The sequence below is a fragment of the Duganella sp. Leaf126 genome (assembly GCF_001423125.1).
Lineage (GTDB): Bacteria > Pseudomonadota > Gammaproteobacteria > Burkholderiales > Burkholderiaceae_D > Rugamonas.
Genome location: NZ_LMNW01000005.1, coordinates 56,986 through 82,096 on the forward strand (window position 1 = coordinate 56,986; position 25,111 = coordinate 82,096).

At 67.9% G+C, this 25,111-nt stretch carries 21 protein-coding genes; 10 read left to right on the forward strand and 11 right to left on the reverse strand.

Going from position 1 to position 25,111, the window contains the following annotated elements; translation table 11 throughout:
* Window positions 1-20 precede the first annotated feature (20 nt).
* The 4 genes from ASF61_RS06470 (at window position 21) to ASF61_RS06485 (ending at window position 5,232) form a co-directional block, all read left to right on the forward strand.
* Entirely contained in the window at window positions 21-839 is an 819-nt protein-coding gene (locus ASF61_RS06470; protein WP_056152918.1) for an ABC transporter permease, read from the forward strand.
* Window positions 836-2,680 carry an ATP-binding cassette domain-containing protein gene (locus ASF61_RS23935; RefSeq protein WP_229205738.1) on the forward strand — a complete coding sequence of 615 codons (1,845 nt, stop codon included), beginning with the start codon at window positions 836-838 and terminating at the stop codon, window positions 2,678-2,680. Before ASF61_RS06470 ends, ASF61_RS23935 begins: the two co-directional genes overlap by 4 nt.
* A gap of 23 nt (window positions 2,681-2,703) precedes the next feature.
* Window positions 2,704-3,411: a copper homeostasis protein CutC gene (locus tag ASF61_RS06480; protein ID WP_056152765.1), complete on the forward strand. Its 708-nt coding sequence runs from the start codon at window positions 2,704-2,706 to the stop codon at window positions 3,409-3,411.
* Window positions 3,412-3,936: 525 nt separating this feature from the next.
* Window positions 3,937-5,232, forward strand: coding sequence for a sodium:proton antiporter (locus ASF61_RS06485; RefSeq protein WP_056152768.1), 1,296 nt, complete (start codon window positions 3,937-3,939; stop codon window positions 5,230-5,232).
* A gap of 13 nt (window positions 5,233-5,245) precedes the next feature.
* On the opposite strand, the gene ASF61_RS06490 is transcribed toward ASF61_RS06485, so the two are convergent.
* Complete coding sequence (locus ASF61_RS06490; RefSeq protein ID WP_056152771.1) at window positions 5,246-5,707, reverse strand: MarR family winged helix-turn-helix transcriptional regulator; 462 nt, start codon at window positions 5,705-5,707, stop codon at window positions 5,246-5,248.
* Window positions 5,708-5,806: 99 nt separating this feature from the next.
* Between ASF61_RS06490 and ASF61_RS06495 the strand changes: the two genes are divergently transcribed.
* The 6 genes from ASF61_RS06495 to ASF61_RS23715 all read left to right on the forward strand — a co-directional run bounded on the left by ASF61_RS06495 (window position 5,807) and on the right by ASF61_RS23715 (window position 13,345).
* A complete protein-coding gene (locus ASF61_RS06495) occupies window positions 5,807-6,640 on the forward strand; it encodes a p-hydroxycinnamoyl CoA hydratase/lyase (protein ID WP_056152774.1) in 834 nt (277 codons plus the stop codon).
* Window positions 6,641-6,672: 32 nt separating this feature from the next.
* Window positions 6,673-8,118 carry an aldehyde dehydrogenase gene (locus tag ASF61_RS06500; protein ID WP_056152777.1) on the forward strand — a complete coding sequence of 482 codons (1,446 nt, stop codon included), beginning with the start codon at window positions 6,673-6,675 and terminating at the stop codon, window positions 8,116-8,118.
* A 12-nt stretch (window positions 8,119-8,130) separates the two neighbouring features.
* The gene (locus tag ASF61_RS06505; protein ID WP_056152780.1) at window positions 8,131-10,023 is read left to right on the forward strand and encodes a feruloyl-CoA synthase; all 1,893 of its coding nucleotides are present in this window, start codon (window positions 8,131-8,133) and stop codon (window positions 10,021-10,023) included.
* 68 nt (window positions 10,024-10,091) lie between these two features.
* Window positions 10,092-11,264, forward strand: coding sequence for an ABC transporter substrate-binding protein (locus ASF61_RS06510; RefSeq protein ID WP_056152785.1), 1,173 nt, complete (start codon window positions 10,092-10,094; stop codon window positions 11,262-11,264).
* A 109-nt stretch (window positions 11,265-11,373) separates the two neighbouring features.
* Complete coding sequence (locus ASF61_RS06515; protein ID WP_056152789.1) at window positions 11,374-13,098, forward strand: tannase/feruloyl esterase family alpha/beta hydrolase; 1,725 nt, start codon at window positions 11,374-11,376, stop codon at window positions 13,096-13,098.
* Window positions 13,099-13,189: 91 nt separating this feature from the next.
* A complete protein-coding gene (locus tag ASF61_RS23715; protein WP_200919813.1) occupies window positions 13,190-13,345 on the forward strand; it encodes a hypothetical protein in 156 nt (51 codons plus the stop codon).
* Window positions 13,346-13,372: 27 nt separating this feature from the next.
* Here ASF61_RS23715 and ASF61_RS06520 read toward each other — a convergent pair whose 3' ends face one another.
* From ASF61_RS06520 to ASF61_RS06565, 10 genes are all read right to left on the reverse strand, one after another.
* Window positions 13,373-15,907, reverse strand: a complete 2,535-nt coding sequence (locus ASF61_RS06520) for an excinuclease ABC subunit UvrA (RefSeq protein ID WP_056152792.1) — start codon at window positions 15,905-15,907, stop codon at window positions 13,373-13,375.
* Window positions 15,908-16,014: 107 nt separating this feature from the next.
* Window positions 16,015-16,590 carry a HupE/UreJ family protein gene (locus ASF61_RS06525; RefSeq protein ID WP_056152795.1) on the reverse strand — a complete coding sequence of 192 codons (576 nt, stop codon included), beginning with the start codon at window positions 16,588-16,590 and terminating at the stop codon, window positions 16,015-16,017.
* A gap of 46 nt (window positions 16,591-16,636) precedes the next feature.
* The gene (locus ASF61_RS06530) at window positions 16,637-17,758 is read right to left on the reverse strand and encodes a GTP-binding protein (RefSeq protein WP_056152799.1); all 1,122 of its coding nucleotides are present in this window, start codon (window positions 17,756-17,758) and stop codon (window positions 16,637-16,639) included.
* The gene (cobJ, locus tag ASF61_RS06535; RefSeq protein WP_056152802.1) at window positions 17,755-19,341 is read right to left on the reverse strand and encodes a precorrin-3B C(17)-methyltransferase; all 1,587 of its coding nucleotides are present in this window, start codon (window positions 19,339-19,341) and stop codon (window positions 17,755-17,757) included. The genes ASF61_RS06530 and cobJ overlap by 4 nt, the downstream gene beginning before the upstream one ends.
* Complete coding sequence (locus ASF61_RS06540; protein ID WP_056152805.1) at window positions 19,338-20,120, reverse strand: cobalamin biosynthesis protein; 783 nt, start codon at window positions 20,118-20,120, stop codon at window positions 19,338-19,340. Before ASF61_RS06540 ends, cobJ begins: the two co-directional genes overlap by 4 nt.
* Complete coding sequence (cobM, locus tag ASF61_RS06545; protein ID WP_056152808.1) at window positions 20,117-20,893, reverse strand: precorrin-4 C(11)-methyltransferase; 777 nt, start codon at window positions 20,891-20,893, stop codon at window positions 20,117-20,119. The genes ASF61_RS06540 and cobM overlap by 4 nt, the downstream gene beginning before the upstream one ends.
* Window positions 20,894-21,634 (reverse strand): precorrin-2 C(20)-methyltransferase, encoded by a 741-nt coding sequence (gene cobI / locus ASF61_RS06550; protein WP_056152810.1) that lies wholly within the window; start codon window positions 21,632-21,634, stop codon window positions 20,894-20,896.
* Window positions 21,631-22,767, reverse strand: coding sequence for a cobalt-precorrin-5B (C(1))-methyltransferase CbiD (cbiD, locus tag ASF61_RS06555; RefSeq protein WP_056152815.1), 1,137 nt, complete (start codon window positions 22,765-22,767; stop codon window positions 21,631-21,633). The genes cobI and cbiD overlap by 4 nt, the downstream gene beginning before the upstream one ends.
* Entirely contained in the window at window positions 22,754-24,376 is a 1,623-nt protein-coding gene (locus ASF61_RS06560; RefSeq protein ID WP_056152818.1) for a precorrin-8X methylmutase, read from the reverse strand. The genes cbiD and ASF61_RS06560 overlap by 14 nt, the downstream gene beginning before the upstream one ends.
* Window positions 24,373-25,080 carry a cobalt-precorrin-7 (C(5))-methyltransferase gene (locus ASF61_RS06565; protein WP_056152821.1) on the reverse strand — a complete coding sequence of 236 codons (708 nt, stop codon included), beginning with the start codon at window positions 25,078-25,080 and terminating at the stop codon, window positions 24,373-24,375. Before ASF61_RS06565 ends, ASF61_RS06560 begins: the two co-directional genes overlap by 4 nt.
* Between the last annotated feature and the right edge of the window lie 31 nt (window positions 25,081-25,111).

Sequence of the window (25,111 nt, forward strand, 5' to 3'; positions counted from 1 at the left end):
CGCAGTCCGACCTGCCCGACATGCACGACGCCCTGCTGGCAGCAACGCCTGTGCGCCGCTGGCCTGCCGCGCGCGTCGCCGGCGCCGCCATGTTGCTGGCGATAGCAGCCTTCGCCCTGCTCGGCCCCTGGCTGATCGGCATCGATCCGGCGCGGCAGACGCTGGCGCGCTTTCTCGAAGCCCCGAGCCTGGCCCACCCGCTCGGTCTCGACCACCTGGGCCGCAGCATGCTGGCACGGCTGGCCGAGGCGTCGCGGCTGTCGCTGTCGATGGCGCTGCTCAGCGTGGCAAGCGCCGCGCTTCCGGGCACCGCGCTCGGCCTGCTCGCAGCGTGGCGCGGCGGCTGGGTCGAGCGGCTGCTGACCGCGTTTGCCGACGCCATCCTGGCCCTGCCCGGGCTGTTACTGGTGCTGCTGCTGGCCGCGTTTGCGCCGGGCCAGTTCTGGCCCTTGTACGTCGGCATTTCGCTGGCGCTGTGGGTCGAGTACTTTCGCGTGGCGCGGGCGGCGGCCACCGTCATGCTGGCCGGCCCGCAGGTGGAAGCATCGCGCCTGCTCGGCTTCGATGCGCTCTACATCGTGCGCCGTCATCTGCTGCCGGAACTGCTGCCACGCTTGCTGACGCTGATGCGCTTCGGCTATGCCGGCGCGGTGCTGGCGATGGCGGCGCTGGGCTTCATCGGCGTCGGGCTGCAACCGCCGACGGCGGAACTGGGCGTGATGATGATCGAACTGCTCCCGTACTACAGCGAAGCGCCGTGGCTGGTGGCCGCGCCGATTGCCGTATTGTTCGCCACGCTCCTGGCGATGATCTTGCTGGGTACTGGAAAAGACCGATGAAACAACGTTCCGTCCATGCGGCCAGGCCGCAGCAAACCATCCGCGCCCCCGATGCCGGACCGGCGGCGCCGGTTGCCGGCGCTGACCTTGCGGCGGCCGGGCCGGCCCACCTGACGGTACACGGCCTGTCGGTCGGCGCCGCCGGTCACACGCTGGTGCACGCCACCGATCTGCATATCCCGGCCGGCGGCGCGCTCACGCTGCTGGGCGAGAGCGGCTCCGGCAAATCGCTGCTGGCGCAGGCGATCATGGGCAATCTGCCGTCCAACCTGCGCTGCAGCGGCATGGTGGAGGTGGGACTACACCGCTCCGATGCGGCCGACCGGGCAGCGCGGCGCGCGCTGTGGGGGCGTCGCCTGGCGCTGCTGCCGCAGGAACCGTGGCTGGCGCTCGATCCGACCATGCGCGTGGCGCAGCAGATCGCCGAGGTGCACGAACTGGTGGCCGGCATGGCGCCGGAAGCGGCTGCGCCCACCGCGCAGGCAGGGCTCGAACAGCTGTCGATGGGCGACGCCGGCCACAAATACCCGTTCCAGATCTCGGGCGGCATGGCGCAGCGCGTGGCCTTCCTTGCCACCCACGCCGCCGGCGCACCGGTGATGATCATCGACGAACCGACCAAGGGCCTCGACGCCGACCGCCGCGCCGACGTGCTGGCCGTGCTGCGCGCAGCCATTGCCGACGGCCTGACCCTGCTCACCATCACCCACGACGTCTGGCTGGCGCGCCAGTTGCGCGGCCAGGTGGCCGTGATGCTGGCCGGCGCCATCGTCGAGCACGGCGATGCAGCCACCGTGCTGGCCTCACCCACCCACGATTACACGCGGCGACTGCTGGCCGCAGAACCGGCCGCCTGGCCACCCCTGGTTCCAGCCGAGGCGACAAATCGGGGCGATCCGGCGACTCTGACGCAGCCGGCCCGTCCGCCGGTTCAGGGCAATCCGACGACTGTGGCGCAGCCGGCCGAACCAGCGAATCTGAAGCAGTCGGCCGCTACGTCGCAGCATGCAGCCGAACTGGCCAATCTGACGCAATCGGCCAATGTGCGGGATGCGGCCGGACTGGCGATTCGGAAGCAGTCGGCCAATACTTCGGATGTCGCCGAGCAGGCAAATCTCACCCCAGCGGCCGATATAAAGGGTGCGGCCGAACTGGCGAATCTGACCGGGCCGGCAATTTCGGCGCAGCCGGTCACCGCAGCCGGCGGCGCCCGGGCGGACCATGCCGATGTGCTGGTGCGCATCGACGGCGTGGCCAAGCGTTACGGCGTGCAGCAGCTGTTCGCTGGCGTGACGGCGCAGATACGGCGCGGCGAATGCATCGCCGTGACCGGTCCCAGCGGCTCCGGCAAGACCACCTTCGGCAACATCGTGCTGGGCCTGCTGCAGCCCGATGCCGGGTCCGTGACCCGCGCACCGGGGCTGGCGCGCACCGCGTTCCAGAAGCTGTACCAGGATCCGGCAGCGGCATTTGCGCCGTCGGTCACGCTGCGCCAGTCGCTGCAGGACGTGGTCGGGCTGCACCGGCTGGCGTGGTCCGACCTCGATATCCTGCTCGCGCGACTGCGCCTGCGCCCGGCCCTGCTCGACCGCCTGCCGGCCCAGGTATCGGGCGGCGAACTGCAGCGCTTCGCGCTGGCGCGCGTCCTGCTGCTGCGCCCCGCCCTGATTTTTGCCGACGAGCCGACCTCGCGCCTCGATCCCGTCACGCAGCAGGAAACCCTGGCGCTGCTGGTCCAGCATGCGCGGGCGTCCGGCTGCGCAGTGCTGCTCGTCACCCATGACGCCGACATCGCGGCGCACCTGGCGTCCAGGGCGATCAGCCTGTCGCCCGCGCGCTGAGTTGCATCCAGCGCTCAGCATCGATGGCCGCCATCCTGCTTGAAGTCTGCGTGGACAGCCTGCACGGTATCGCTGCCGCGCTTGCCGGCGGCGCCGACCGCATCGAGCTGTGCGCCGCGCTCGATCTGGGCGGCCTGACGCCGGGCGCGGACCTGCTGCGTCTGGCCGCTGCCTGTCCGCTGCCGGTGGTGGCCCGCATCCGGCCGCGCGCCGGCGACTTCTGTTTCGACGCGGTCGAGGTGCAGCGCATGCTCAACGCCATCGACGCCGTCGCGCACGCCGGGCTGCAGGGCGTCTCGCTGGGCGCCACGCTGCGCGACGGCCGGCTCGACCAGCCCACGCTGGCGCGCCTGCTGGCCCGCGCCCACGACCACCGGCTGGCCTGCACGCTGCACCGCGCCATCGATATCAGCCCCGACCTGGCGCAGGCCACGCGTACCGCCATCGACCTTGGTTTCACGCGCATCCTGACTTCCGGTGGTGCACCGGAAGTCAGCCAGGGCATCGACGGCCTGCTGCGCTGCTTCGATGCGGCCGCCGGCCGCATCGCCATCATGCCCGGCGCCGGCATCGACGCCGCCAACATCGGCCGGCTGCGCGCCAAGCTGCCGCTCAGCGAGGTTCACGCTTCGTGCTCGGCGCCTGCCTTGTCGCCAACACGCGGTGCCATCGGTGCCACCAGCACCACCTGCGCCGCCAAGGTGGCCGCACTTGTCAAAGCGCTCGCCTGACGGCACCGGACGCGAGCGCGCGGCACGTACGTCGTGCCGCGCCAGCACCGCCACGCAATACGCCCAGCACCACCGGTGCCTTCAAGCCCAGCAAGGTGGCAGCGCAGTGTATAGCGCTCGCCGGACAGCACCCTGCGCGATCGCGCGGCACGACATCCGCACCGAGCCGCGCCGGCACCGTCAGGCAGTACGCTTGGCACCACCGGCGCCATCAACCGCACCAGGGTGGCAGCGCTGTGCGAATCGCCCGCTCGATAACGGTCTGCCCGGACGAGAAGACTTGGCAAGAAACGTACAATGCCAGCGCCGTGCCAGCCCTGCCAGCGACTGCAACGCTGCGCCAGCCATGCCACGTAAAAACAAAGCTTGATCGCGCAGGGCTCGGTGCCCTGCCCAACAGACAGCCGCCACGAAGCGCACTAGCATGTAGAACATCAACGCGATATCACCGATATCACCCGACATCACCCGATCCACCCACCGCACTACCACCGTGCGCACCATCGAGAACGGCACAGCAGCGCCATGCAATCGACCCACTGGTTCATCCTGATCGGCCTGCTGATGCTGGCGCGAGGCCTGGCCGCCACCAGTATCTCGCGCTCGCCGTTCACCTCGGCCATCGTCTACCTGGGCGTGGGACTGGTACTTGGCCCCACGGTACTCAACCTGCTGCATTTCGAGCCGTCCGACGAGTCGGGCCTGCTCGAGGTGCTGACCGAAGTGGCCATCCTGGTCTCGCTGTTCTCGGCCGGGATCAAGATGCCGGTGCCGTTCAGGCGCGCCAGCTGGGAGGCGCCGCTGCGGCTGGCGTGGGTCGCCATGATATTCACCGTGATCCTGGTGGCGGCGTTCGGCTTCTTCGTGCTGGGCCTGCCGGCCGGTGCGGCGATCCTGCTCGGGGGTATCCTGGCGCCGACCGATCCGGTGCTGGCCACCGACGTCCAGGTCCGCCACGCCGGCGACACCGATCACCTGCGCTTCACCCTCACCTGCGAAGCGGGCATGAACGATGGCAGCGCCGCGCCGTTCGTGTTCCTGGGCCTGGGCGTACTCGGGCTGGACGAGACGGCGGGCCAGCCGTGGCGCTGGCTGCTGGTCGACGTGCTGTGGGCAGCCACGGCCGCCGTGGCGATCGGCGTGCTGTTCGGGGCGCTCACGGCGCGTCTGTCCTGGCGCCTGCGCATGATCAAGCCGCGCCACGAGATCATGGACGACCTGGTGGGACTGGGCCTGATTGCGGTGGTGTACGGCGTGGCCACGCTGGCGCACGCGTGGGGTTTTCTGGCCGTGTTCTTTGCTGCCGTGGCGCTGCGCCAGACCGAATTGATCATGGCCGGCGCGCCCAAGGATGGCCATGGCCTGCTGGAGCCGGACACCGGCAAGTCGCAGGCGGCGCTGGACAGCGATACCAACGAGGCGCCGCCCACGGTCAGCACCGGTTCCCTGGTGTTCAAGGAACATCTCGAGCGGCTGTCCGAACTGACGCTGGTGGTGCTACTGGGCGGGATGATTTCGCTCGGAGAATTCAGCTGGCAGGCCGTGTTCATGGCCGCCTTTTTGTTCTTCATCGCGCGTCCCGTCGCCGTTTTTCTCGGCCTGGCCGGCAGCGGCACGCCGCTGCGCCTCAAGGCGATGACGGCGTGGTTCGGCATCCGCGGCATCGGCTCGATCTATTACCTGGTATTCGCCATCGAGGCCGGCCTGGCGCCCGACCTTGCCGCCCAGTTGACCAACATCACGCTGTTCGTCATCATGCTGTCGATCGTGGTGCACGGCCTGAGCGTCAAGCCGCTGATGAACGCCGTCTGGGGCAAATAGGCGCAAACAGGCGTCAGATGCCTTCCAGGCTGAGCGCGCGCACCGCACTGCGCAGGGTTATGTAGAGCTGCGTGCGCTGCTCCGGCGTCAGATCGGGAAACATGCGCTGCTCCACCGCGCGCACCATGCCGTCGCACTGGCCCAGGATGGCGTGACCGGCTGCCGTCAGCTGGATCTGGATGATGCGCCCGTGCGAAGGATCGGGCGAGCGCTCGATCCACCCCTTCGCCTCCATCTGCTTGACCATCTCGTTGGCCGACTGCGGCGACACCATCGTGCGCGTGGCCAGCTGCGCGTTCGACAACGCGCCCTGGGCGCGGAACACCGACAGTGCCGTGTACTGCGGCACCGTCACCCCGGCCGGCGCGCAGCAGTCGCGCAGGCGCTTGCCCAGCACGTGATCGAGCCGGCCCACCAGGTAGGCAAGGCCCAGCGGCCGGGAATCGTCGGAGGGGTTCGGAGCGTGTTCAACCATGACTATAAAATTTTCTTGTAATTCGGAAGACGTGAGTATAGTATAAGTTCCATATCAGGCAGCCTGATACTGCACTATAAACCTACATTGGAGATCGATATGTCGAAATACGCAGCGCGCTGGGAAACCGTCAAGGTGGACGTGGAGGCCGGCATCGGCTGGATTACCCTCAACCGCCCCGACAAGCGCAACGCCATGAGCCCGACGCTCAATCGCGAAATGATCGACGTGCTCGAAACCCTGGAGCTGGACGAGGAAGCGCAGGTGATCGTGCTGACCGGCGCCGGCGAGGCCTGGACCGCCGGCATGGACCTCAAGGAATACTTCCGCGAGAACGACGGCAAGCCCGAGATCTTCCAGGAGCGCCTGCGCCGCGACTGCTCGCAATGGCAGTGGAAGCTGCTGCGCATGTACTCGAAACCGACCATCGCCATGGTCAACGGCTGGTGCTTCGGCGGCGCGTTCTCGCCGCTGGTGGCCTGCGACCTGGCCATCGCTGCCGACGAAGCGGTGTTCGGCCTGTCCGAAATCAACTGGGGCATCCCGCCCGGTAACCTGGTCAGCAAGGCCGTCGCCGACACCATGGGTCACCGCCAGGCGCTCCACTACATCATGACCGGCGACACCTTCACCGGCCAGGAAGCTGCCGCCATGGGCCTGGTCAACAAGAGCGTGCCGCGCGCCCAGCTGCGCGACGAGGTGGTCGCACTGGCCGGCAAGCTGCTGGAAAAAGCGCCGACCGTGCTGCGCATCGCCAAGAACGGCTTCAAGCGCTGCCGCGAACTCAATTGGGACCAGAACGAGGACTACCTGTACGCCAAGGTCGACCAGTCGAACTACCGCGACCCGGAAAAAGGCCGGGCCCAGGGCCTCAAGCAGTTCCTGGACGATAAGACCATCAAGCCTGGTCTGCAAACCTTCAAGCGCGGCTAAACTCTACAAAAATAAAAATGGAGACACCCACCATGTTTGACACCGATCTGCTCATCGGCGGCAGCACCCACGCCGCCCAGGACCGCACCACGTTCGAGCGCCGCAGCCCCGCCAGCGGCGACGTCGTCACCCGCGCCGCCGCCGCCCAGCTGGCGGACGTGGACCGCGCCGTCAAGGCGGCCAGCGAGGCGTTTCCTGCCTGGTCCGCCCTCAATCCCGGCGCCCGCCGCGCCCTGCTGCTCAAAGCTGCCGACGCGATGGAGGCGCTGCGCGCCGAGTTCGTGGCGCGCGGCGTGGCCGAAGCAGGCGGCGCGCCGATGTGGTACCAGTTCAACGTGACGCTGGCCGCCAACATGCTGCGCGAGGCAGCGTCGATGACCACCCAGATCAGCGGCGAAGTGATCCCTTCCGACGTACCGGGCTCGCTGGCGATGGGCGTGCGCCAGGCGGCCGGCGTGGTGGTCGGCATCGCGCCGTGGAACGCGCCGGTCATCCTCGGCACCCGCGCCATCGCCATGCCGCTCGCCTGCGGCAATACGGTGATCCTGAAAGCCTCCGAACTGTGCCCGGCCCTGCACCGGCTGATCGGCACCGCCTTCGAACAGGCCGGCTTCCCGGCGGGCGTGGTCAATGTCATCACCAATGCGCCAGCCGATGCGCCGGCCGTGGTCGAGCGCCTGATCGCCGCGCCGGCCGTGCGCCGCGTGAATTTTACCGGCTCCACCAACGTCGGCCGCATCATCGCCCAGCACTGCGCCCGTCACCTGAAACCGGTGCTGCTGGAACTGGGCGGCAAAAACCCGCTGCTGGTGCTCGACGACGCCGATCTCGATGCAGCGGTGGAGGCGGCAGCCTTCAGCGCCTTCTTCAACCAGGGCCAGATCTGCATGTCGGCCGACCGCATCCTGGTGGACAACAAGGTGGCGGCCGCCTTCCTCGACAAGCTGGCCGCCAAGACCGCCACCCTCAAGGCCGCCCACGCCGATGCACCGCTGACCGGCATGATCGACGCCGCTGCAGCGACCCGCGTGGCCGCCATGCTCGACGATGCCCGCCAGCGCGGCGCCACCGTCACCCAGTCGGCCAGCGGCGCTGCCGGCAACCTGCTGCAGCCGGCCATCGTCGACGGCGTCACGCCGGAGATGCGCGTGTACCAGGAAGAATCGTTCGGCCCCATCGTCTCGATCCTGCGCTTCGACTCCGACGAGGAAGCGATCCGCCTGGCCAACGACAGCGAATATGGCCTGTCGTCGGCCGTCTTCAGCCGCGACATCGGCCGCGCCATGGCCGTGGCGCGCCAGATCGAATCGGGCATCTGCCACATCAACGGCCCGACCGTGCACGACGAGGCGCAGATGCCGTTCGGCGGTGTCAAGGGCAGCGGTTACGGCCGCTTCGGCGGCAAGGCGGCCATCGCGGAGTTCACGGAACTGCGCTGGATCACGGTGCAGACCACGCCGCGCCACTACCCGATCTGAAAGGAGCTCCGCATGAACCAGTCTTTGAATGCGGAGCAGGCGGCAGATGCGGGACAGGCGGGAGGCGCAGTAAAACGGCGCCACGTCGCACTGGGCAATCCGGAGATCGCAGCCTGGCAGCAAGCCGGGGTGTGGCACGTGGACGCCGTCACGCCGCTCGCGCCCTGTCCGTCCCGCGTCACCGACCGCCTGGAATCGGGCGCCGCCCAGCACCCGGACCGCACGCTGGTGGCGCGCCGGGGCGCCGACGGCGCATGGATACGCATCAGCTACGCGCAAATGCTCGCGCGCGCCCGTGCACTCGGCCAGGCGCTGCTGGACCTGGGCCTGTCGGCCGACCGGCCGCTGGTCATCCTGTCCGGTAACGACCTCGAACACTACCAGCTGGCGCTCGGCGCGATGTACGCCGGTGTGCCGTTTGCCCCGGTATCGCCGTCGTACTCGCTGGTGGCCACCGATTTCACGAAACTGGCAGACATGCTCGAACGCCTGACTCCGGGCGCGGTGTTCGCCAGCGACGGCGCCGCGTTCGGCCGCGCCATCGCGGCCGTGCTGCCGGCGTTGCCGGCCGATGCGCAGCTGGTGCTGGCGCATGGCGACGTGGCTGGGCGCAGCGCACTGCGCTTCGAGGCGCTGCTGGCGACCACGCCATCGTCGGTGGAAGCAGCCCATGCAACGGTCGGGGCGCAGACCATCGCCAAGTTCCTGTTTACGTCCGGCTCCACCAAGAAGCCCAAGGCCGTCATCACCACCCACGGCATGTTGTGCAGCAACCAGCAAATGCTGCTGCAGAGCTTTCCGTTCATGGGCGAGGAACCGCCGGTGCTGGTCGACTGGCTGCCCTGGAACCACACGTTCGGCGGCAGCCACAATGTCGGCATGGCGCTCTACAACGGCGGCACGCTGTACATCGACGACGGCAAGCCCACGCCGCGCGACTTCTCCGCCACGCTGCGCAACCTGGCCGAGATCGCGCCTACCATGTACTTCAACATCCCGAAAGGGTTCGAGATGCTGACCGACGCCATGGAGCACGACGCCCGGCTGGCGGCCAACTTCTTCTCGCGCGTCAAGCTGTTCCTGTGCGCGGGCGCCGGCCTGTCGCAGGCGGCGTGGGACCGGCTCGACCAGGCCGGCATCCGCGCCACCGGCGAATCGATCCGCATCATCACGGGCCTGGGCATGACCGAGACCTCGCCCTCGTGCACGTTCGGCACCGGCAGCATCATCAAGGCCGGCTATGTCGGCGTGCCGGTCCCCGGCTGCCAGGTCAAGCTGGTGCCGGCCGGCGGCAAGCTCGAAGCGCGCTTCAAGGGCCCGCACGTGATGCCCGGTTACTGGCGCGCGCCGGACCTCACCGCCGAAGCCTTCGACGAAGACGGCTACTACCGCACCGGCGACGCGCTGCGCTTTGCCGATCCCGCGCAGCCGGAACTGGGCTTCATGTTCGACGGCCGCATCGCCGAGGACTTCAAGCTCGACACCGGCACGTTCGTGAGCGTGGGGCCGCTGCGCGCGCGCGTGATCAGCACCGCCACGCCGTATGTGCTCGACGCGGTGGTCACGGGCATCGACCGCAACGCCATCGGTCTGCTGGTGTTTCCGCGCCTGGAGCACTGTCACAAGCTGTCAGGGCTGGGCGAGGACGCCAGCGCAGCCGAGATACTGGCCAGCGCGCCGGTACGGGCCAGGTTCCAGGATCTGCTGCGCCAGCTGAACCAGGACGCCAGCGGTTCGTCGATGCGCATCGACCGCCTGCTGCTGCAGGCGGAGCCGCCATCGATCGACCACCGCGAGCTGACCGACAAGGGTTCGATCAACCAGGCAGCCGTGCTGGCGCGCCGCGCCGCCACCGTCGATGCGCTGTATGAAGGGAGCGACCCACAAGTCATCATCGCAACGTAATCTGGCGGCGCGGCGGCAAGCTGCAGTTTTCAGTCATGTTCACGATTCACTACAATAACGGAGACACCATGAAACTCATCAAACTGGCCCGCACGGGCGTGGCAGTCGGCGTGGCGATGCTGGCCATGAATGCAGCCTGTGCACAGGACACCATCAAGGTCGGCGTGATCGCCGCGCTGACCGGGCCGTTTGCCAATACCGGCAAGCCGTTCGAAGACGGCATCAAGACCTATATGCAGCAGTACGGCAGCAGTGTGGCCGGCAAGAAGGTGGAAATCATCTACCGCGACGACGGCGGCAGCAATGCCGACCTGTCCAAGCGCGCGGCGCAGGAACTGATCGCGCGCGACAAGGTGCAATTCCTGATCGGCTTCTCGCTCACGCCGAGCGCGCTGGCCGTGGCACCGATCGCCACCAAGGCGAAGATCCCGATGATCGTCATGAACGCGGTCACCACCGGCATCACGGCCAAGTCGCCGTACATGCTGCGCACCAGCATGACCATGCACCAGATGACCGAGCCGTTCGGCACCTGGTCGGGCCAGAACAAGGTCGGCAAGGTGTACACGCTGGTCAGCGATTACAGCACCGGTCACGATGCCGAGGCGAAGTTCGTCAAGGGCTTTACGGCAGCCGGCGGCAAGGTGGTGGGGTCGGCGCGCTCGCCGCTGGCCAACCCGGATTACTCGCCGTTCATCCAGCGCATCAAGGACGAGAAACCGGACGCGCTGTTCTTCTTCGCGCCCGGCGCCGAAGACGGCACCGCGCTGCTGAAGGCCTATAGCGACAAAGGGCTGGACAAGGCCGGCATCAAGTTCCTGGGCGTGGGCGACATGACCAGCGACTCGCCGACCCTGGAAGCATTGGGCGACCGCGCCCTCGGCGCCATCACGGTGCTCAACTACTCGACCGCGCTCGACAACGCGGCCAACAAGGCCTTCCTGACCGCCTACGCTGCCGCCCTGCCGAACCGTCCGCCACCAACCTTCGTCACGGTGGCGGCGTACGACACCATGGCCATGATCTATGAAACCGCGCGCAAGCTCAAGGGCACGATCAGCGGCGACGCCGCGGTGAAAGTCATGAGCGGCATGAAGCTCGACAGCCCGCGCGGCCCGATCGTGATCGACCCCACCACCCGCGACATCGTCCAGAACATGTACATCCGCGAGGTGCGCAAGGTGAACGGCAAGCTGGTGAACCAGCCGATCGGCACCCTGAAAGACGTACCACCGCAGTAAGTCCCACAGCAAGTCCGTAGTCCATCATCGCGCCAGGATCCGACGCAGCCACCCCAGAAGCTGCGCGGATCCGTTCGTCCTGAGCATGTTAAAAAATCGAGGAGACATCATGCAAAACCGTTCCACCCCGCTTACCCTGTCCGCGCTAGCGGGCAGCCTGCTGCTGGCCGCCTGCTCCGGCGGCGGCGGCAGCAATCTCGGCGCAGGCACGCCGACCATTCCTGCCCTGCCCCAGCTCGCCGCGGCCACCGGCGCCACGCTCGCTTCCTGCACCGACCTGGCGACCAGGCTGCAGCTGGCCAATACCACCATCACGGCCGCCAACGCCATCGCTGCCGGCACCTTGACCGTCGGCGGCAAGCCGGTGCCTGCACACTGCCAGGTCACCGGCCGCATGTACGACCGCGTGAGCACCGTGGACGGTCAGCGCTACGCGATCGGCTTCGAGATGCGGCTGCCCAATAGCTGGAACGGCCGCTTCTTCTATCAGGCCAACGGCGGCCTCGATGGCACCGTGGTGACGGCCACCGGCCCGGTGGGCGGCGGCGGTCCGCTCGACAATGCGCTGAACCAGGGCTTTGCGGTGATCAGTTCCGACGCCGGCCACGGCGCCCCGACCCCGCTGTTCGGCTTCGATCCGCAGGCGCGGCTCGACTACGGCTACCAGGCCGTCGGCAAGCTCACGCCGATGGCCAAGAGCCTGATCGAAACCGCCTACGGCAAGAAACCGGACCGCTCCTACATCGGCGGCTGTTCCAACGGCGGCCGCCACGCCATGGTGGCGGCGTCGCGCTATGCGGACCAGTACGACGGCGTGCTGGTCGGCGATCCCGGCTTCCGGCTGCCGCTGGCGGCAGTGGCCAATATCGCCGGCGGCAAGGCCTACGCATCGCTGGCAACGACCGCCGGCGATCCGTCCACCGGCTTCACGGTGGCCGAACGCACGCTGGTTTCGAACGCGGTGCTGGCCAAGTGCGATGCGCTCGACGGCGCCACCGATGGCATGGTGCAGAACACGCAGGCCTGCCAGGCCGCCTTCGATATCAACCGCGACGTTCCCACCTGTACCGGTGCGCGCGACGGCAGCTGCCTGAGCGCAGCCCAGAAGACCACCATCGGCGGGCTGTTCGCAGGCGCCACCACGTCCAGCGGCGCCAGGATCTATGCCAGTTTCCCCTACGATGCCGGCCTGGCGACTGGCGGCTGGTCGTTCTGGAAGTTTGGCAGCCCCGGCACGCTCGACTCGGGTGCGGTCGGCTTCGTGTTCGAGGCGCCGCCGGAAGACCTGGCCACTTTCGATGGCAAGGCCTTCGTGCGTGACGGCGACCTGGCCACCATGCTGGCCAAGGTCGGCGCCACCAGCGGCCTGTTTACGGAAAGCGCCCTGTCGTTCATGCTGCCGCCCAACCCGACCGACTTGTCCACGCTGAAAAACCGCGGCGCCAAGATGCTGGTCTATCACGGCACCAGCGATCCTATCTTCTCGAGTAACGACACCGCCGCCTGGTACGATGGCCTGCGCACCGCCAATGCCGGCGACGCATCCAGCTTTGCCCGCTACTACCAGGTGCCCGGCATGAACCATTGCAGCGACGGCCCGTCGACCGACCAATTCGACATGCTCACGCCGCTGGTCAACTGGGTCGAGAAAGGTGTGGCGCCGGGCAGCGTGACCGCCAGCGCGCGCGGCACCGGCAATGCCGGCGGCGCCAACGCCGACGTGCCGGCCGCCTGGTCGCCGACGCGCACGCGGCCTCTGTGCCCGTACCCGAAGACGGCCAAGTACAGCGGGAGCGGCAGCGTGGACGACGCGGCCAACTTCAGCTGCTCGTGATCGCAACCGGAGCCTTCCGTTAGCTGGCTAACAGAGGGCGCCGGCGACTAGCGACTATGCTGGGTCTTCGACTCGACTTCACGGAGACATCATGACCAAGCGTATCGGTAACAAGCATATCGCACAGCACCGCGGCAAGGCGGAACGGCGCCTGATCAAGGCCAGCAACATCGCAGCCGAAGCGGTCAAGAAGGAAGCGGCCCGGCTCAAGTACCGCAATTCGGTCAAGAACCAGCCGCCTGTCTGATTCAGGTGTCCGGCGACAGCCGCGCAGTCACCCGACTGCGCGGCGCAGATACGGCGCCGTGCGGCTTGCCTTGTTGCCGGCGAGTTCGCGTGGCGGCCCCGCAAACACGATCTCTCCCCCCTCCTCGCCCGCACCGGGACCGACATCGATGACCCAGTCGGCGGCAGCGAGCACCTGCATATTGTGCTCGACCAGCACCACCGTGTTGCCCGCATCGACCAGGCCATGCAGCTGCGTGAGCAGCAGGTCGATGTCGGACGGATGCAGGCCGGTGGTCGGCTCGTCGAGCACGTACAGGGTGTCGCCCCGGCTGGCGCGCTGCAACTCGGTCGCCAGCTTGATGCGCTGCGCCTCGCCGCCCGACAGCTCGGTGGCCGGCTGGCCCAGTCGCAGGTAGCCCAGGCCCACGGCGCGCAGCACGTCGAGCGCATGGCGCAGCGGCGCCTGGTCGGCAAAGAAGTCGGCAGCCGCGTCGACGGTCAGCCTCAGCACCTCGGCGATATTGCGGTCGTTGTAGCGCACGGCCAGCGTCTCCGGGTTGTAGCGGGCGCCCTCGCATTCGGAACATGGCGCATACACGCTGGGCAAAAACAGCAATTCCACCATCACGAATCCCTCGCCGGCGCAGTTCGGGCAGCGGCCCTTGGCGACGTTGAACGAGAACCGTCCGGCGTCGAATTTGCGGGCGCGCGCGCTGCGGGTGGCCGCGAACAGCTTGCGGACATGGTCGAACAGGCCGGTGTACGTGGCCAGGTTCGATCGCGGCGTGCGGCCGATCGGCTTCTGATCGACCTGCACCAGCCGGCGCACCTGCTCCATCCCCTTGGCAATGCGCCCCTTGAGCGGCGCGGTGTCGCCGGTGTCGAGCACCGGGTCGCCGCCTTCCACCTCGGCTTCCGCCGGCTCCTGTCCCAGTTGCGCGCGCACCAGTTGCACCAGCGCCTGGCTGACCAGGCTCGATTTGCCGGAACCGGACACACCGCTCACGCAGGTCATGACGCCGAGCGGAATATCGACATCGATCCCGCGCAGGTTGTTGCGCTCGATGCCGCGCAGCTGCAGCGCGCCGGCCGCCACCCGCAGCGCGCGGGGATCGCGCGCGACGCGCTCGAACAGATAGCCTGCCGTGCGCGAGTCGTCCACCGCGCCCAGTCCCTCGGGCGCGCCGCTGTACAGCACCTTGCCGCCCTGCTCTCCTGCCTGCGGTCCGACATCGACGATCCAGTCGGCATGGCGGATCACGTCCAGTGCATGTTCGACCACGAACAGCGAATTACCGGATGCCTTCAGGCGGTCGAGCGCACGCAGCAGCGCCTCGGTATCGGCCGGGTGCAGGCCGGCCGACGGTTCGTCGAGCACATACACCACCCCGAACAGCGACGAGCGCACGGCCGTGGCCAGGCGCAGGCGCTGCAATTCGCCTGGCGACAGGGTCGGCGTGGCGCGCTCCATGCTCAGGTATCCGAGTCCCAGGTCGAGCAGCACGTTCAGGCGCGCCACCAGGTCCTGGGCGATGCGTTCGGTGACGACCGCCTTTTCCGGGTGTTTGGCCGTACCCTTCGGCCTGGCCGCGCGCCCCTCGGCAAACGGCAGCAGCAACTCGGCCAGACGCTTGAGCGGCAGGCGTCCGATCTCGGCGATGTCATGGCCGCAGAAGGTCACCGACAGCGATTCCGGGCGCAAGCGCTTGCCGTGGCAGGTCGGACAATCCATGCCGACCAGGTACTGCGCCACGCGCTTCTTCATGATCGCGCTCTCGGTGCCGGCAAAGGTCTGCAGCACGTATTTGCGGGCGCCGGTAAACGTCCCCTGGTAGCTCGGAGTTTCCTTGCGTTTCAGGGCGCGCCGGGTTTCGGCCGGCGTCAGGCCGGCATAGACCGGGACGGTAGGCTGCTCGTCGGTAAACAGGATCCAGTCGCGCGTCTTCTTCGGCAGATCGCGCCATGGCGTATCGACGTCATGGCCGAGCGTGACCAGGATGTCGCGCAGGTTCTGGCCGTGCCAGGCCGTGGGCCAGGCAGCGATGGCGCGCTCGCGGATGGTCAGGCTGTCGTCCGGCACCATCGACTGCTCGGTCGCTTCATAGACGCGGCCCAGGCCGTGGCATTGCGGGCAGGCGCCCTGCGGCGTATTGGGCGAAAACGATTCCGCGTAGAGCAGCTCCTGCCCGGCCGGATAATCACCTGCGCGCGAGTACAGCATGCGCATGGAATTGGAAAGCGTGGTGATGCTGCCGACCGACGATCGCGTACTCGGCGCGCCGCGCTGCTGCTGCAGCGCCACGGCGGGCGGCAAGCCGTCGATGCTGTCCACCTCGGGCACCGCCATCTGGTGGAACAGCCGCCGCGCATAGGGCGATACCGATTCCAGGTAACGCCGCTGGGCCTCGGCATACAGCGTGCCGAAGGCCAGCGACGATTTGCCGGAGCCGGAAACGCCGGTAAACACCACCAGCGCGTTGCGCGGGATATCGACATCGACGTTTTTCAGATTGTGCTCGCGCGCGCCGCGTACGCGCACGTAGCCATTATCTTGCTGGTGGGTGACTGTGGATTTGGGCATGGGGTCGCTGGCGTGAAGGATATGCCTTCATTATCGGCCAGCGACGGGCGGTGTTCGAACATGGTTCGCTGCCCGGCGTTAGGCAGCGAACTTATCAAGGCGCCAGTTCAGGCAGCCACGCCGAGCCAGACGCCGGCCAGCGCAATCGCTGCGCCAGCGGCGCGCAGCCAGCTGCCGCGCGCCTGCACCGTGCGGGCCAGGCCCAGGCCGGCCGCGTGCAGTGCAGCGCTGGCCGCGACGAAGCCGAGACCGTACAGCAGGCCGCTGCCCATCACCGGCATCTCGACGCCGTGCGCATAGCCATGGCACAGCGCGAATACGCCGACGGCCAACGCAGCGGGGGCGGCCGGCAGCTTGACCGCGAAGCCGATCAGCATCCCGAGCAGCAGCACCGAGGTGACGATGCCTGTTTCGGCCATCGGCAGCACGGCGCCGCTGGCGCCCAACACACCGCCGACGGCCAGGAAGCCGACGAAACTGGCCGGCAGCAGCCACTGCGCGCGGCCGCCCAGCTGGGCAGCCCACAGGCCGACGGCCACCATCGCCAGGATGTGATCGAGACCGGTCAGCGGGTGCAGCAAACCGGCGACAGCGCCTTCGGCATGGCCCGGGTGGGCCATGGCGCTGCCGCTGGCCGCCAGCGCCAGGACCAGTACGGATACGAGTTTGCGGTTGAATTTCATGGTTTCCCCTTGTGGTTAAATAGGATGGTCAATCGTCGAATCAAAATCAGTGCCACTTGGTGCCGGTCCGCTCCGACAGCAGCGCGGCGATCTTGCCGCGGCTGATGTGGTACCCGATGAACACCAGTTGCGAACGCGCTGCAGTCGTTTGCTGCTGGTCGCGGTGGACCGACACGCGGGTGCGCACGCCCTGCACCAGCAGCACGCCGTCGGCGCTGCGCACGTAGCCCTTGCTGCGCAACACCGGTTCGGTCCGCGCCGCTTCGGACACGGCCTGCGCCAGCTGGTCGGCGTCCTGCGGCGCATCGCTGCGCAGCACGAACGACAGCCAGCCCGGATCCTGTTCATGAAAATGCTTGTGCGTGGCCAGGCCGTGGCTGTGCGCGCCCAGCCCCGAATGCGCGTGGCCGTTCAGGCGCGTCTGCACCGCCAGCGGCGCGGCTTCCTGGCCCGGCATGCTCGCCAGCGGCGCATATTGCTGGACGTGCGCGTGCTGCAAGTCGGTGCGCGTGGGCTGGTGCAGGCGCAAGCCCAGCGCCAGGCGGATATCGAGTTGCGCGTGGTACGCCAGTTCCAGGAAGCGCACCTTGGGCGCGCGCTGCCGCACCCGCGTTTCGGCAGCCAGCAGCGCATCTTCGTCGAGGTCGTCGATCTTGTTGAGCACCACCACGTCGGCAAATTCGAGCTGCTGGTCGAACATGATGGCCGCCGGCGCCTGGTCTGCTGCGTGCTCGAAGCGGTCCGACAGCAGCAGCGGCGTATCGACCACGGCCAGCGTGGCGTCGAGGATGAAGTGGTCGGCCAGCTCGGGACTCTGCAGCTGCTCCATCACGGCAGTCGGCAGCGCCAGGCCCGAAGTCTCGATCAGCACGTGGTCGATCTGCGCGCGGCGCGCGGCCAGGGCCAGCATGGCCGACACGAACAGCTCGTCGTCGCCGTAGGCGATCAGGCCATGGGCGAAATCCTGGACGTGCACCTGGGTGCCGCCGCCTACGGTGTCCGCCGCCGTGGTGCGCACCATGGCGCCGTCCACCGAGATTTCGCCGAACTCGTTGATCAGCAGGGCAAGACGGCGCGTCTGGCGCCGCTCGATCAGGCTGCGCAACAGCGTGGTCTTGCCGGCGCCGAGAAAGCCGGTGACGATGGTAACGGGAATCAGCTGCTTCATGGCGTGTTGCGACCTGGCGCCGCGCGATCGAGCATCTGCGTCACGTCGCCGACGCTGGCGACCAGCGCCGGATAGGCCAGCTGCGGACGCGCCACCACCAGCAATGGAATGCCGAGCGCCCGCGCTGCCTGTACCTTGGCCTGGTAACCGCCAGCGCCGCCGGAGTCCTTGGTCACCACGCAGTCAATGCCCCAGTCGCGCCACAGCGCAGTGTTGAATTCGGCCGAGAACGGACCCTGCATGGCGCAGATGCGCTCGCGCGGGATGCCCAGCGCCAGGGCGCGCTCGATCAGCTCCGGCTCGGCGGTCTGGCGCACGAACCACTGCCTGTCGGCAGCACCCGGCGTTTGCAGGAACGTGGCCAGGTCTTTCGAGCCGGTCGCCAGGAAGATGCGCTGCCCGGTCGCCACGGCGCGCGCAGCCGCCTGCTCGACCGAGTCGCAGGCCTCGCCATCCTGCACCGTGTATTCGCTCGGGCGTTCATAACGCAGATAGGGGATGCCCAGCTCCCGGGACAGTCCCAGCAGCTGCTCCGACATCGCGCGCGCATACGGATGCGTGGCGTCGAGCAGCACCCGTGCACCTTTTGCAATGAGCACGCGGCGGCGCGCCTCCACGCCCTGCCGCCCGGACCAGATGGCCGCACCGGGGCAATCCTGGCGCGCGAGGTCGCCGCCATGGTCGCTGGCGGCGGAGACCACCACCGGGCCGATATCGGCTGCGGCCAGGCCCGCCGCCAGCGCGTTGCCGTCGCTGGTGCCGGAAAAGACCCATACCGCGTTATCGGGCAGCGCCTCTTCCTGCGCAGCCTTGTCCAGCGCCGGCAGGTCGGCCGGCAGCTCGGGCTGGGCCCAGTCGTTGTAGCCGCGCGGCGTGAAGATCTGGCCGCGCTTCCTGGCCGTGAAGCGGTTGCCGACCACGATGGTGGTCAGCATGTCGAACTTCAGACCGGGCAGTTCGTCGAGGCGGTAGATATCGACCTGCTGGCCGGGGCGGTAGGCATTGCGCACCACGCCGCACAGCGTGCCGGGCGCTTTCGATTCCAGCATCAATTGCAGCACGCGGTACACGCCTTCCTGGCGGCTGGCGCTCTGCACGTTGTACATCACGCAGGCCAGGTCGGCCTGGGCGATATGGCGCGCGCGATGCTCGATCCATTCCCAGGGGCACAGCAGGTCGGACAGGCTCAGTGTCGCAAAGTCGTGCGACAGCGGAGAGCCGAGCAGCGATGCGCAGGCGTTGGCCGAGGTCACTCCGGGGACCAGGTTGACCGCGTAGGTATCGTCCTCGCGCATCTCTTCGTACGCCAGCGCCGCCATCGCGTAGATGCCGATGTCGCCGCTGGAGATCAGCGACACCCTGGCGCCCTTGCGGGCATGCTCGATCGCCAGTTGCGCGCGCTCGCGCTCCTGCGTCAGCGGCGGGCTGAAAACCTGCTTGCCTTCGATATGCGGCGCGATCCAACGCAGATACAGTTCATAGGCGACGATTACGTCGCTGTCGCGCAAGGCGGCAATCGCGCGCGGAACGATCAGGTCCTCGTAACCGGGACCCACCGACACCAGATTCAGTACACCACTCATTCAATTTCCATCCATTTATCGATTACCACTGCGACGGCAACGCCGTCGAGGCGCATTTTCGGCACCAGCAGCGCACCGCGCGGGCTTGCCACCAGGGCGCAGGGTTCGCACACCCCGTCCAGTCCCACATTTTGCTGCACCCATGCCGATGGCTGGCTCACCCAAGGCCGCGCGGCCAGCGTGGCGCGCGCGAACACCCGCAGCGGCACGTCGTGCTGCAGGCAGAACGCCAGCAGGCCCGGCTCGTTCGCCTTCAGATCCACGGTCGCCATCTCGCGCACATCGCGCATGCCATAGTCGCCGGCCGCCAGCAGCGCCTTGACGACCGCTGCCTCGATCTTCTCCGCCGGCACACCCTTGCGGCAGCCGATGCCCACCGTCAGCGGCTTCAGCGCTTCGGTGGCGGTGGTGACCACCGGCGCCGCACCGACCACGTTGGCCACGCGGTAGGCAAGGATATTGCCGCCACCCTCATGGCCGGACAGCAGCGCCACTGCGTGGCGCGCCGCTTCGTCCACTACCACCACGGCCGGATCGGTATGTTTGTCCACGGGCAGACCTTCGAGGAAGCGCACGGCGATGCCGCTGGCGCCCACCATGATCCACTGCGCGTGGCGGCGCCAGGCGGCGGAAAATTGCGCCTTTTGCGCCATGCCGGGCTGCATCCACGGCCGGTAGATGTCGCCGCCGAGGCGCACGTGCAGAACCCCCGCCAGCGCTTCCGCTTCGGGTCGCACCAGCCAGATGCCGAGCGGCGACCCGGGCGCTGGCGATGTCACGCCGCTTCCTCGTTCTTCTTGACGACCCGGAACAGGTGCGTGAACTCCTTCGAATACAGGCTCGATTCGACCGCCACGCCTTTATCGAGCGCCGCGCCAACCAGCATCATGGTGGTCAGATTCCAGGCGCCGCGCTTGGTCTCTTCCAGTATCGTGCCCAGCGTGCCGGTATAGCTGCGCTGCTCGGGCCAGGTCGCGCGGTGCACCAGGCTGACCGGGGTGTCCGGCGGATAGTGCAGCAGCAGGTCGCCGACGATTTTCTTCAGGTGCGGTCCGGACAGGAAGATACACATGGTGGCACGGTGCTCTGCCAGCCGCGCGATCGATTCCAGTTCCGGCACGGCCGAAGCGCGGCCGGACACGCGCGTCAGGATCACGCTTTGCGACACTTCCGGCTTGGTCAGCTCGGCGCCGATGGCTGCTGCGGCTGCCGTAAACGACGACACCCCGGGCACGATCTCGTAGGCGATGCCCAGCGCCTCCAGGCGCCGCATCTGTTCGGCGGTGGCGCCGTAGATGGCCGGGTCGCCCGAGTGCAGGCGCACCACGTCGATATCCTGCTCCTGCGCGCGGACGTAGCAGGCCTGCTGCTGCTCCAGGTCCATCTGCGCGGTATCGAGCAGTTCGGTGCCCGGCGCGCAGTGGGTCAGCAGTTCCACCGGCACCAGCGAACCGGCGTACAGCACCATGCGCACGCTGCCCAGCAGGCGCGCACCGCGCACGGTAATCAAGTCGGCGGCGCCGGGACCGGCGCCTACAAAATACACTTTCATCTATCTGTCCTTTCGCGGGTGGCGGCGCACCAGCATGGTGGCCAGGTAACCCATCGCATCATCGGCCACCAGGTCGGCCACGCCCGACGCCAGCAGTTCGCCGGGCAAGCCGATACGCCGCGCGAACGCGCAATGATCGGCGATCTTCATCTCGCGCAGCAGGTCCAGCACCCATGGCAGCCGGGTTCCCACTTTCATCAGCACCACGATGTCGTGGGTTTCTATCTCGCGCCGCAGTTCTTCCGGCGTTTCCGGGCATGGCAGGATCAGTACCCGCTCCTTGCCCTCGCCCAGCGGCCAGGCCAGCGCCGATGCCGCAGCAGCGTAGCTGGTGATGCCGGGGAAGGTGCACTGCGGCAGATCCGGCAGCCGCTCGCGCAGCCCGGCCAGTACGTAGCCGTAGGTCGAATAGGTGAGCGAGTCGCCGATGGTCAGATACGCGACGTTGCGGCCGGCGCGCAGTTCCACGGCCAGCGTGTCGGCCAGCTGGGCGTAATGCTCGCTCAGCACCGAGCGGTCCGGATCCATGTTGAATTCGATCTCGCGCAGCCGGGCCGGATCGGGAATGAAGCCGGCGCTGGCCAGGCATTGCAGTGCGACCGAATCGGCGGCGCCACGCGCACGCGGCGCATAGATCAGGTCCGCATGACGCAAGGCCTCGAGCGCGGCCGCCGGCACGAAACCGGCCGGACCGGGACCGACGCCGATGCCATACAGCGTGCCGAGGGCTGCGGCGCTCATCGGTGTTCTCCCAGCAGATTGCCGGCCAGGTCGAACAGGCGCACCTCGATGCGGTGCACCGAGGGCACGCGGCCATGCACCAGCGCCGCGATGCGGTGCTCGATCTCGCGCCAGAACGCTGGCGCGCCCGGTTCCTGCCTTAATATGTCCATTGCTGCTTCCACTGTATTGGCCTGTTCAATTTGCTGCACCATCGTCGGCGCGTATCCCACCTCGGCAGCCACGCGCGCGACGCCGCCCATGGCCATCCTGCTCTTGCTCGAATGCGTATCCCACCAGCCGTCGATTACCTTGGCCAGCTTGCCCGGGTGGCCGGCCAGCCAGAGCACGTCCAGCGTACGCCGGTCTTCGACCAGCACCCGTTCGGTGAAGTCGAGCGCATCGCCGAGAAAATTGGCGATCTGCACCGTGTTCTTGTCCGGCAGCTGCAGAACGTCGCGCGCGAACTCGCGCCCGATCTTGCCCGGCAGGTAAGCCACGCACTGCTGCCCCTGCGCCAGCGCCACCCGGATATACACCTCCACAGACGCGATCCACGTCGCCAGCGACATCGGTTCCACGATGCCCGACGTGCCGAGGATCGAGATGCCGCCGACGATGCCCAGCCGGGGGTTGAAGGTCTTGGCGGCGATTACTTCGCCATTTTCACAGCCGATGGTCAGATCGAACCCCTGGCCGTCGCGCCCCGCCACTTCCTGCACCGCCAGCCGCATCATCTGGCGCGGCACCGGATTGATGGCCGGCTCGCCCACCGCCACCCGCAAGCCGGGCAAGGTGGCCGTGCCCACGCCACGACCGGCAAAAAAACGCACCACGCCGGCGTCATTGCGCCGCACCTCGGCGAAGATAGTGGCGCCGTGCGTGTTATCGGGATCGTCGCCACCATCCTTGATCACCTCGGCGCGCACCGCCTCGCCCGGCAGCAGCCACGCCTGCTGCTGAATCGGCACCGACAGATAATGCACGCCGTCGGGCAGGCTGATATCGACGGTCGATAGCCGCACGTCCTGCAGCAGCAGGCGCAGCGCCGCCTTGACGGCAGCCGTGGCGCAGCTGCCCGTGGTGCGTCCGCGCCGCAGGCCGTTCAGGGCCCGGACGTCGAGGTCGAAAGGCTGGCGTTCAGCCAGCGACATCTTTCCCCGGGCCGGCCGCGTCTTGAGCCGATGCGGCCGGCGCAGCCTGCGCCAGCTCGGCGGCCAGCCCGTTCAAGGCGTCGATCATCAAGCCATTGACCACGCTGGCCGCCCACGGCGAGCCGCCGCGCGTGCCCCGATTGGTGATGCGCGGCACCTGCAGGCAGCGGCGCAGATCCTCCTTGGTCTCGCGCGTGCCGACAAAACCGACCGGCAGCCCGATCACCAGCTGCGGGCGCCAGCCGTGCTCGCGGATCAGGCGCGTGGCTTCGGCAATCGCGGTGGGTGCGTCGCCGATCGCCACCACCACGTCGTTGCCGAATTTTTCCCAGCCGCGCCGGATCCCGGCCGCCGACCGGGTAATCCCGTACTGCTCCGACATCAGATGCGTTTCGCGATCATGCACGCCGCACCATGTGTCGATGCCCAGTTCCTCGAGCAGCGCGCGCTTGAGGCCCGTCTGCACCATGGTGACATCGGTCAGCACCCGCTTGCAGCGCAGCAGCGCGCGGATGCCGCTGTCCACGGCACCCGGCGAGAAATACATGTCGTCGACGGCGCCGAAGTCGCCGCTCGTGTGCACCAGGCGCTGCAGGATGGTCAGCTGCTCGGGCGGGAACGGCGCCCAGTCGCGGCCTTCGGCGATGATGCGGAAGCTTTCCGCCTCGATCGGATGCGGCACATAAAAATTGTACTGCGGTCCGGCCGCGGGGTCCGGCGCCGGCTGCGCGGACAAGGCCCGCACCGCCAGGTGGTGCGCCTGCTGCGGCTCGCCCACCTGCTGTTCGAAGCCGACGATCTGCACGCGGTATTTGCACAGCGAGCAGTTCATCGCGGCGCGGCCGGCCACCGCTTCGCGCGCGCGCTCGATCATCACGTCGGCCATCAGCGGATGCACGCCCAGGTAACCGGCTTTCAGCACCTCCAGGCCAGGTTCGCGTTCGGCCAAATCGTCCGCCGCCGCGTAGATACGTTTGACCAGCACACCGTCGAACAAAAAGAACGGCAGCACCACCACGCGCGCGTAACCGAGGCGCGCCACGCTGCGCAAGCCGTCGGCCACCAGCGGACTGGCGGTACCCGAGTAGCAGACGCTGGCCGCGCCGAAGCCCAGGCCTTCCTCGAGCATGCGCGCCAGCTTGGCCACTTCGCCGTTGGCGTCGGGGTCGGTCGTGCCGCGTCCGACCACCACCAGGCAGGTGTCGGCACGGCGCACGGTATGCGGCGACAGCGCTTCGGCCGCCACGATGCGTTCCTGCGCCAGTTGCAGCAGCTTGGGGTCGAGGTTCATCGGCGCGCCGAAATGAAAGTCGATCCCGGGATGGTCGCGTGCCGCGGCCTGCATCTCGGCCGGCATATCGTTCTTGGCGTGACGGGCAGCGAGCAGCACGCCGGGCACGATTGCCACCTGACCGGCGCCGCCGGCGATGTTGGCCTGCACGGCCTCGCCGATGGTCGGCGTGGCAAATTCCAGGTAGCCATGGGTGACCACGTCCTGCGGCGCCCGTGCTTTGACCAGTTCCACCAGCGCCTCGAACTCGCGCACGGCGTCGGGATCGCGGCTGCCATGGCCGGCGATCACGATGCCGAATCGTTCGCTACCGCTCATGCCGGCACCGGTGGCGGCTCGATCTGGCTGGCCATCGGCGCCATGGTGCGGATCAGCATGATGCTCATGTCCGACACCTCGCGCTCGGCGCATTCGGCCAGCGTGCCATGCCACTCCGCCTCGTTACGGGTCAGGTTTTCCCAGACCTCGACCGGCTGGCTGGCAGGAATGCCCTGCTCGATCAGGTATTTGGCGATATGCCACGGCATGAACGAACGCGCCGCATCCCAGGGACACGGGATGACGATGGCATTGCGCTGGTCCTGCAGCACATGCACCAGGTGGCGCTTGAACGGCTCCAGGTCGCCGCGCCGGTGGAAGGTGATGAAGGTGGTCTCGTCGAAGCACACCTTGGCGCGCGAGGCCAGGATCTGCGCCGATGAAATGCCGGGCAGCGATTCGACCGGGTGGCCGCAGGCGCGCTCCACGCGCTCCAGGTACTGGAAGCCGCTGAAATGGATGTCGCCCATGAAGACGACCACGCATTTCTTGCCGGCGTGGTGTTCCACCGCGACCTTGTCGAGCTGCTCGACCTGGTCGCGGTAACCCATGCTGATCACGCGCGCGGTGTCGGGAATCAGGCTGCGCACCACATTGAGCACGGCCTCGAAGCCGGCCACCACGTCGGCGTCGCGTATCAATTCCGCGCCGCGCTGGGTCAGGTAACCGACGTCGCCGGGACCGGCGCCTATACAAATAATCATTACTGCTCCTGATAAAACTTTAGGATGATCG

Excerpts from the sequence above, each read along its gene's own strand:
- ASF61_RS06510 (WP_056152785.1), top strand. The coding sequence starts at position 10,092 with ATGAAACTCATCAAACTGGCCCGCACGGGCGTGGCAGTCGGCGTGGCG.
- ASF61_RS06485 (WP_056152768.1), top strand. The coding sequence starts at position 3,937 with ATGCAATCGACCCACTGGTTCATCCTGATCGGCCTGCTGATGCTGGCG.
- ASF61_RS06495 (WP_056152774.1), top strand. The coding sequence starts at position 5,807 with ATGTCGAAATACGCAGCGCGCTGGGAAACCGTCAAGGTGGACGTGGAG.
- cbiD (WP_056152815.1), bottom strand. The coding sequence starts at position 22,767 with ATGTCGCTGGCTGAACGCCAGCCTTTCGACCTCGACGTCCGGGCCCTG.
- ASF61_RS06480 (WP_056152765.1), top strand. The coding sequence starts at position 2,704 with ATGGCCGCCATCCTGCTTGAAGTCTGCGTGGACAGCCTGCACGGTATC.
- ASF61_RS23935 (WP_229205738.1), top strand. The coding sequence starts at position 836 with ATGAAACAACGTTCCGTCCATGCGGCCAGGCCGCAGCAAACCATCCGC.
- ASF61_RS06565 (WP_056152821.1), bottom strand. The coding sequence starts at position 25,080 with ATGATTATTTGTATAGGCGCCGGTCCCGGCGACGTCGGTTACCTGACC.
- ASF61_RS06520 (WP_056152792.1), bottom strand. The coding sequence starts at position 15,907 with ATGCCCAAATCCACAGTCACCCACCAGCAAGATAATGGCTACGTGCGC.
- cobI (WP_056152810.1), bottom strand. The coding sequence starts at position 21,634 with ATGAGCGCCGCAGCCCTCGGCACGCTGTATGGCATCGGCGTCGGTCCC.
- ASF61_RS06470 (WP_056152918.1), top strand. The coding sequence starts at position 21 with ATGCACGACGCCCTGCTGGCAGCAACGCCTGTGCGCCGCTGGCCTGCC.
- cobM (WP_056152808.1), bottom strand. The coding sequence starts at position 20,893 with ATGAAAGTGTATTTTGTAGGCGCCGGTCCCGGCGCCGCCGACTTGATT.
- ASF61_RS06530 (WP_056152799.1), bottom strand. The coding sequence starts at position 17,758 with ATGAAGCAGCTGATTCCCGTTACCATCGTCACCGGCTTTCTCGGCGCC.
- ASF61_RS06490 (WP_056152771.1), bottom strand. The coding sequence starts at position 5,707 with ATGGTTGAACACGCTCCGAACCCCTCCGACGATTCCCGGCCGCTGGGC.
- ASF61_RS06500 (WP_056152777.1), top strand. The coding sequence starts at position 6,673 with ATGTTTGACACCGATCTGCTCATCGGCGGCAGCACCCACGCCGCCCAG.
- ASF61_RS06560 (WP_056152818.1), bottom strand. The coding sequence starts at position 24,376 with ATGAGCGGTAGCGAACGATTCGGCATCGTGATCGCCGGCCATGGCAGC.
- ASF61_RS06515 (WP_056152789.1), top strand. The coding sequence starts at position 11,374 with ATGCAAAACCGTTCCACCCCGCTTACCCTGTCCGCGCTAGCGGGCAGC.
- ASF61_RS06525 (WP_056152795.1), bottom strand. The coding sequence starts at position 16,590 with ATGAAATTCAACCGCAAACTCGTATCCGTACTGGTCCTGGCGCTGGCG.
- ASF61_RS06505 (WP_056152780.1), top strand. The coding sequence starts at position 8,131 with ATGAACCAGTCTTTGAATGCGGAGCAGGCGGCAGATGCGGGACAGGCG.
- ASF61_RS23715 (WP_200919813.1), top strand. The coding sequence starts at position 13,190 with ATGACCAAGCGTATCGGTAACAAGCATATCGCACAGCACCGCGGCAAG.
- cobJ (WP_056152802.1), bottom strand. The coding sequence starts at position 19,341 with ATGAGTGGTGTACTGAATCTGGTGTCGGTGGGTCCCGGTTACGAGGAC.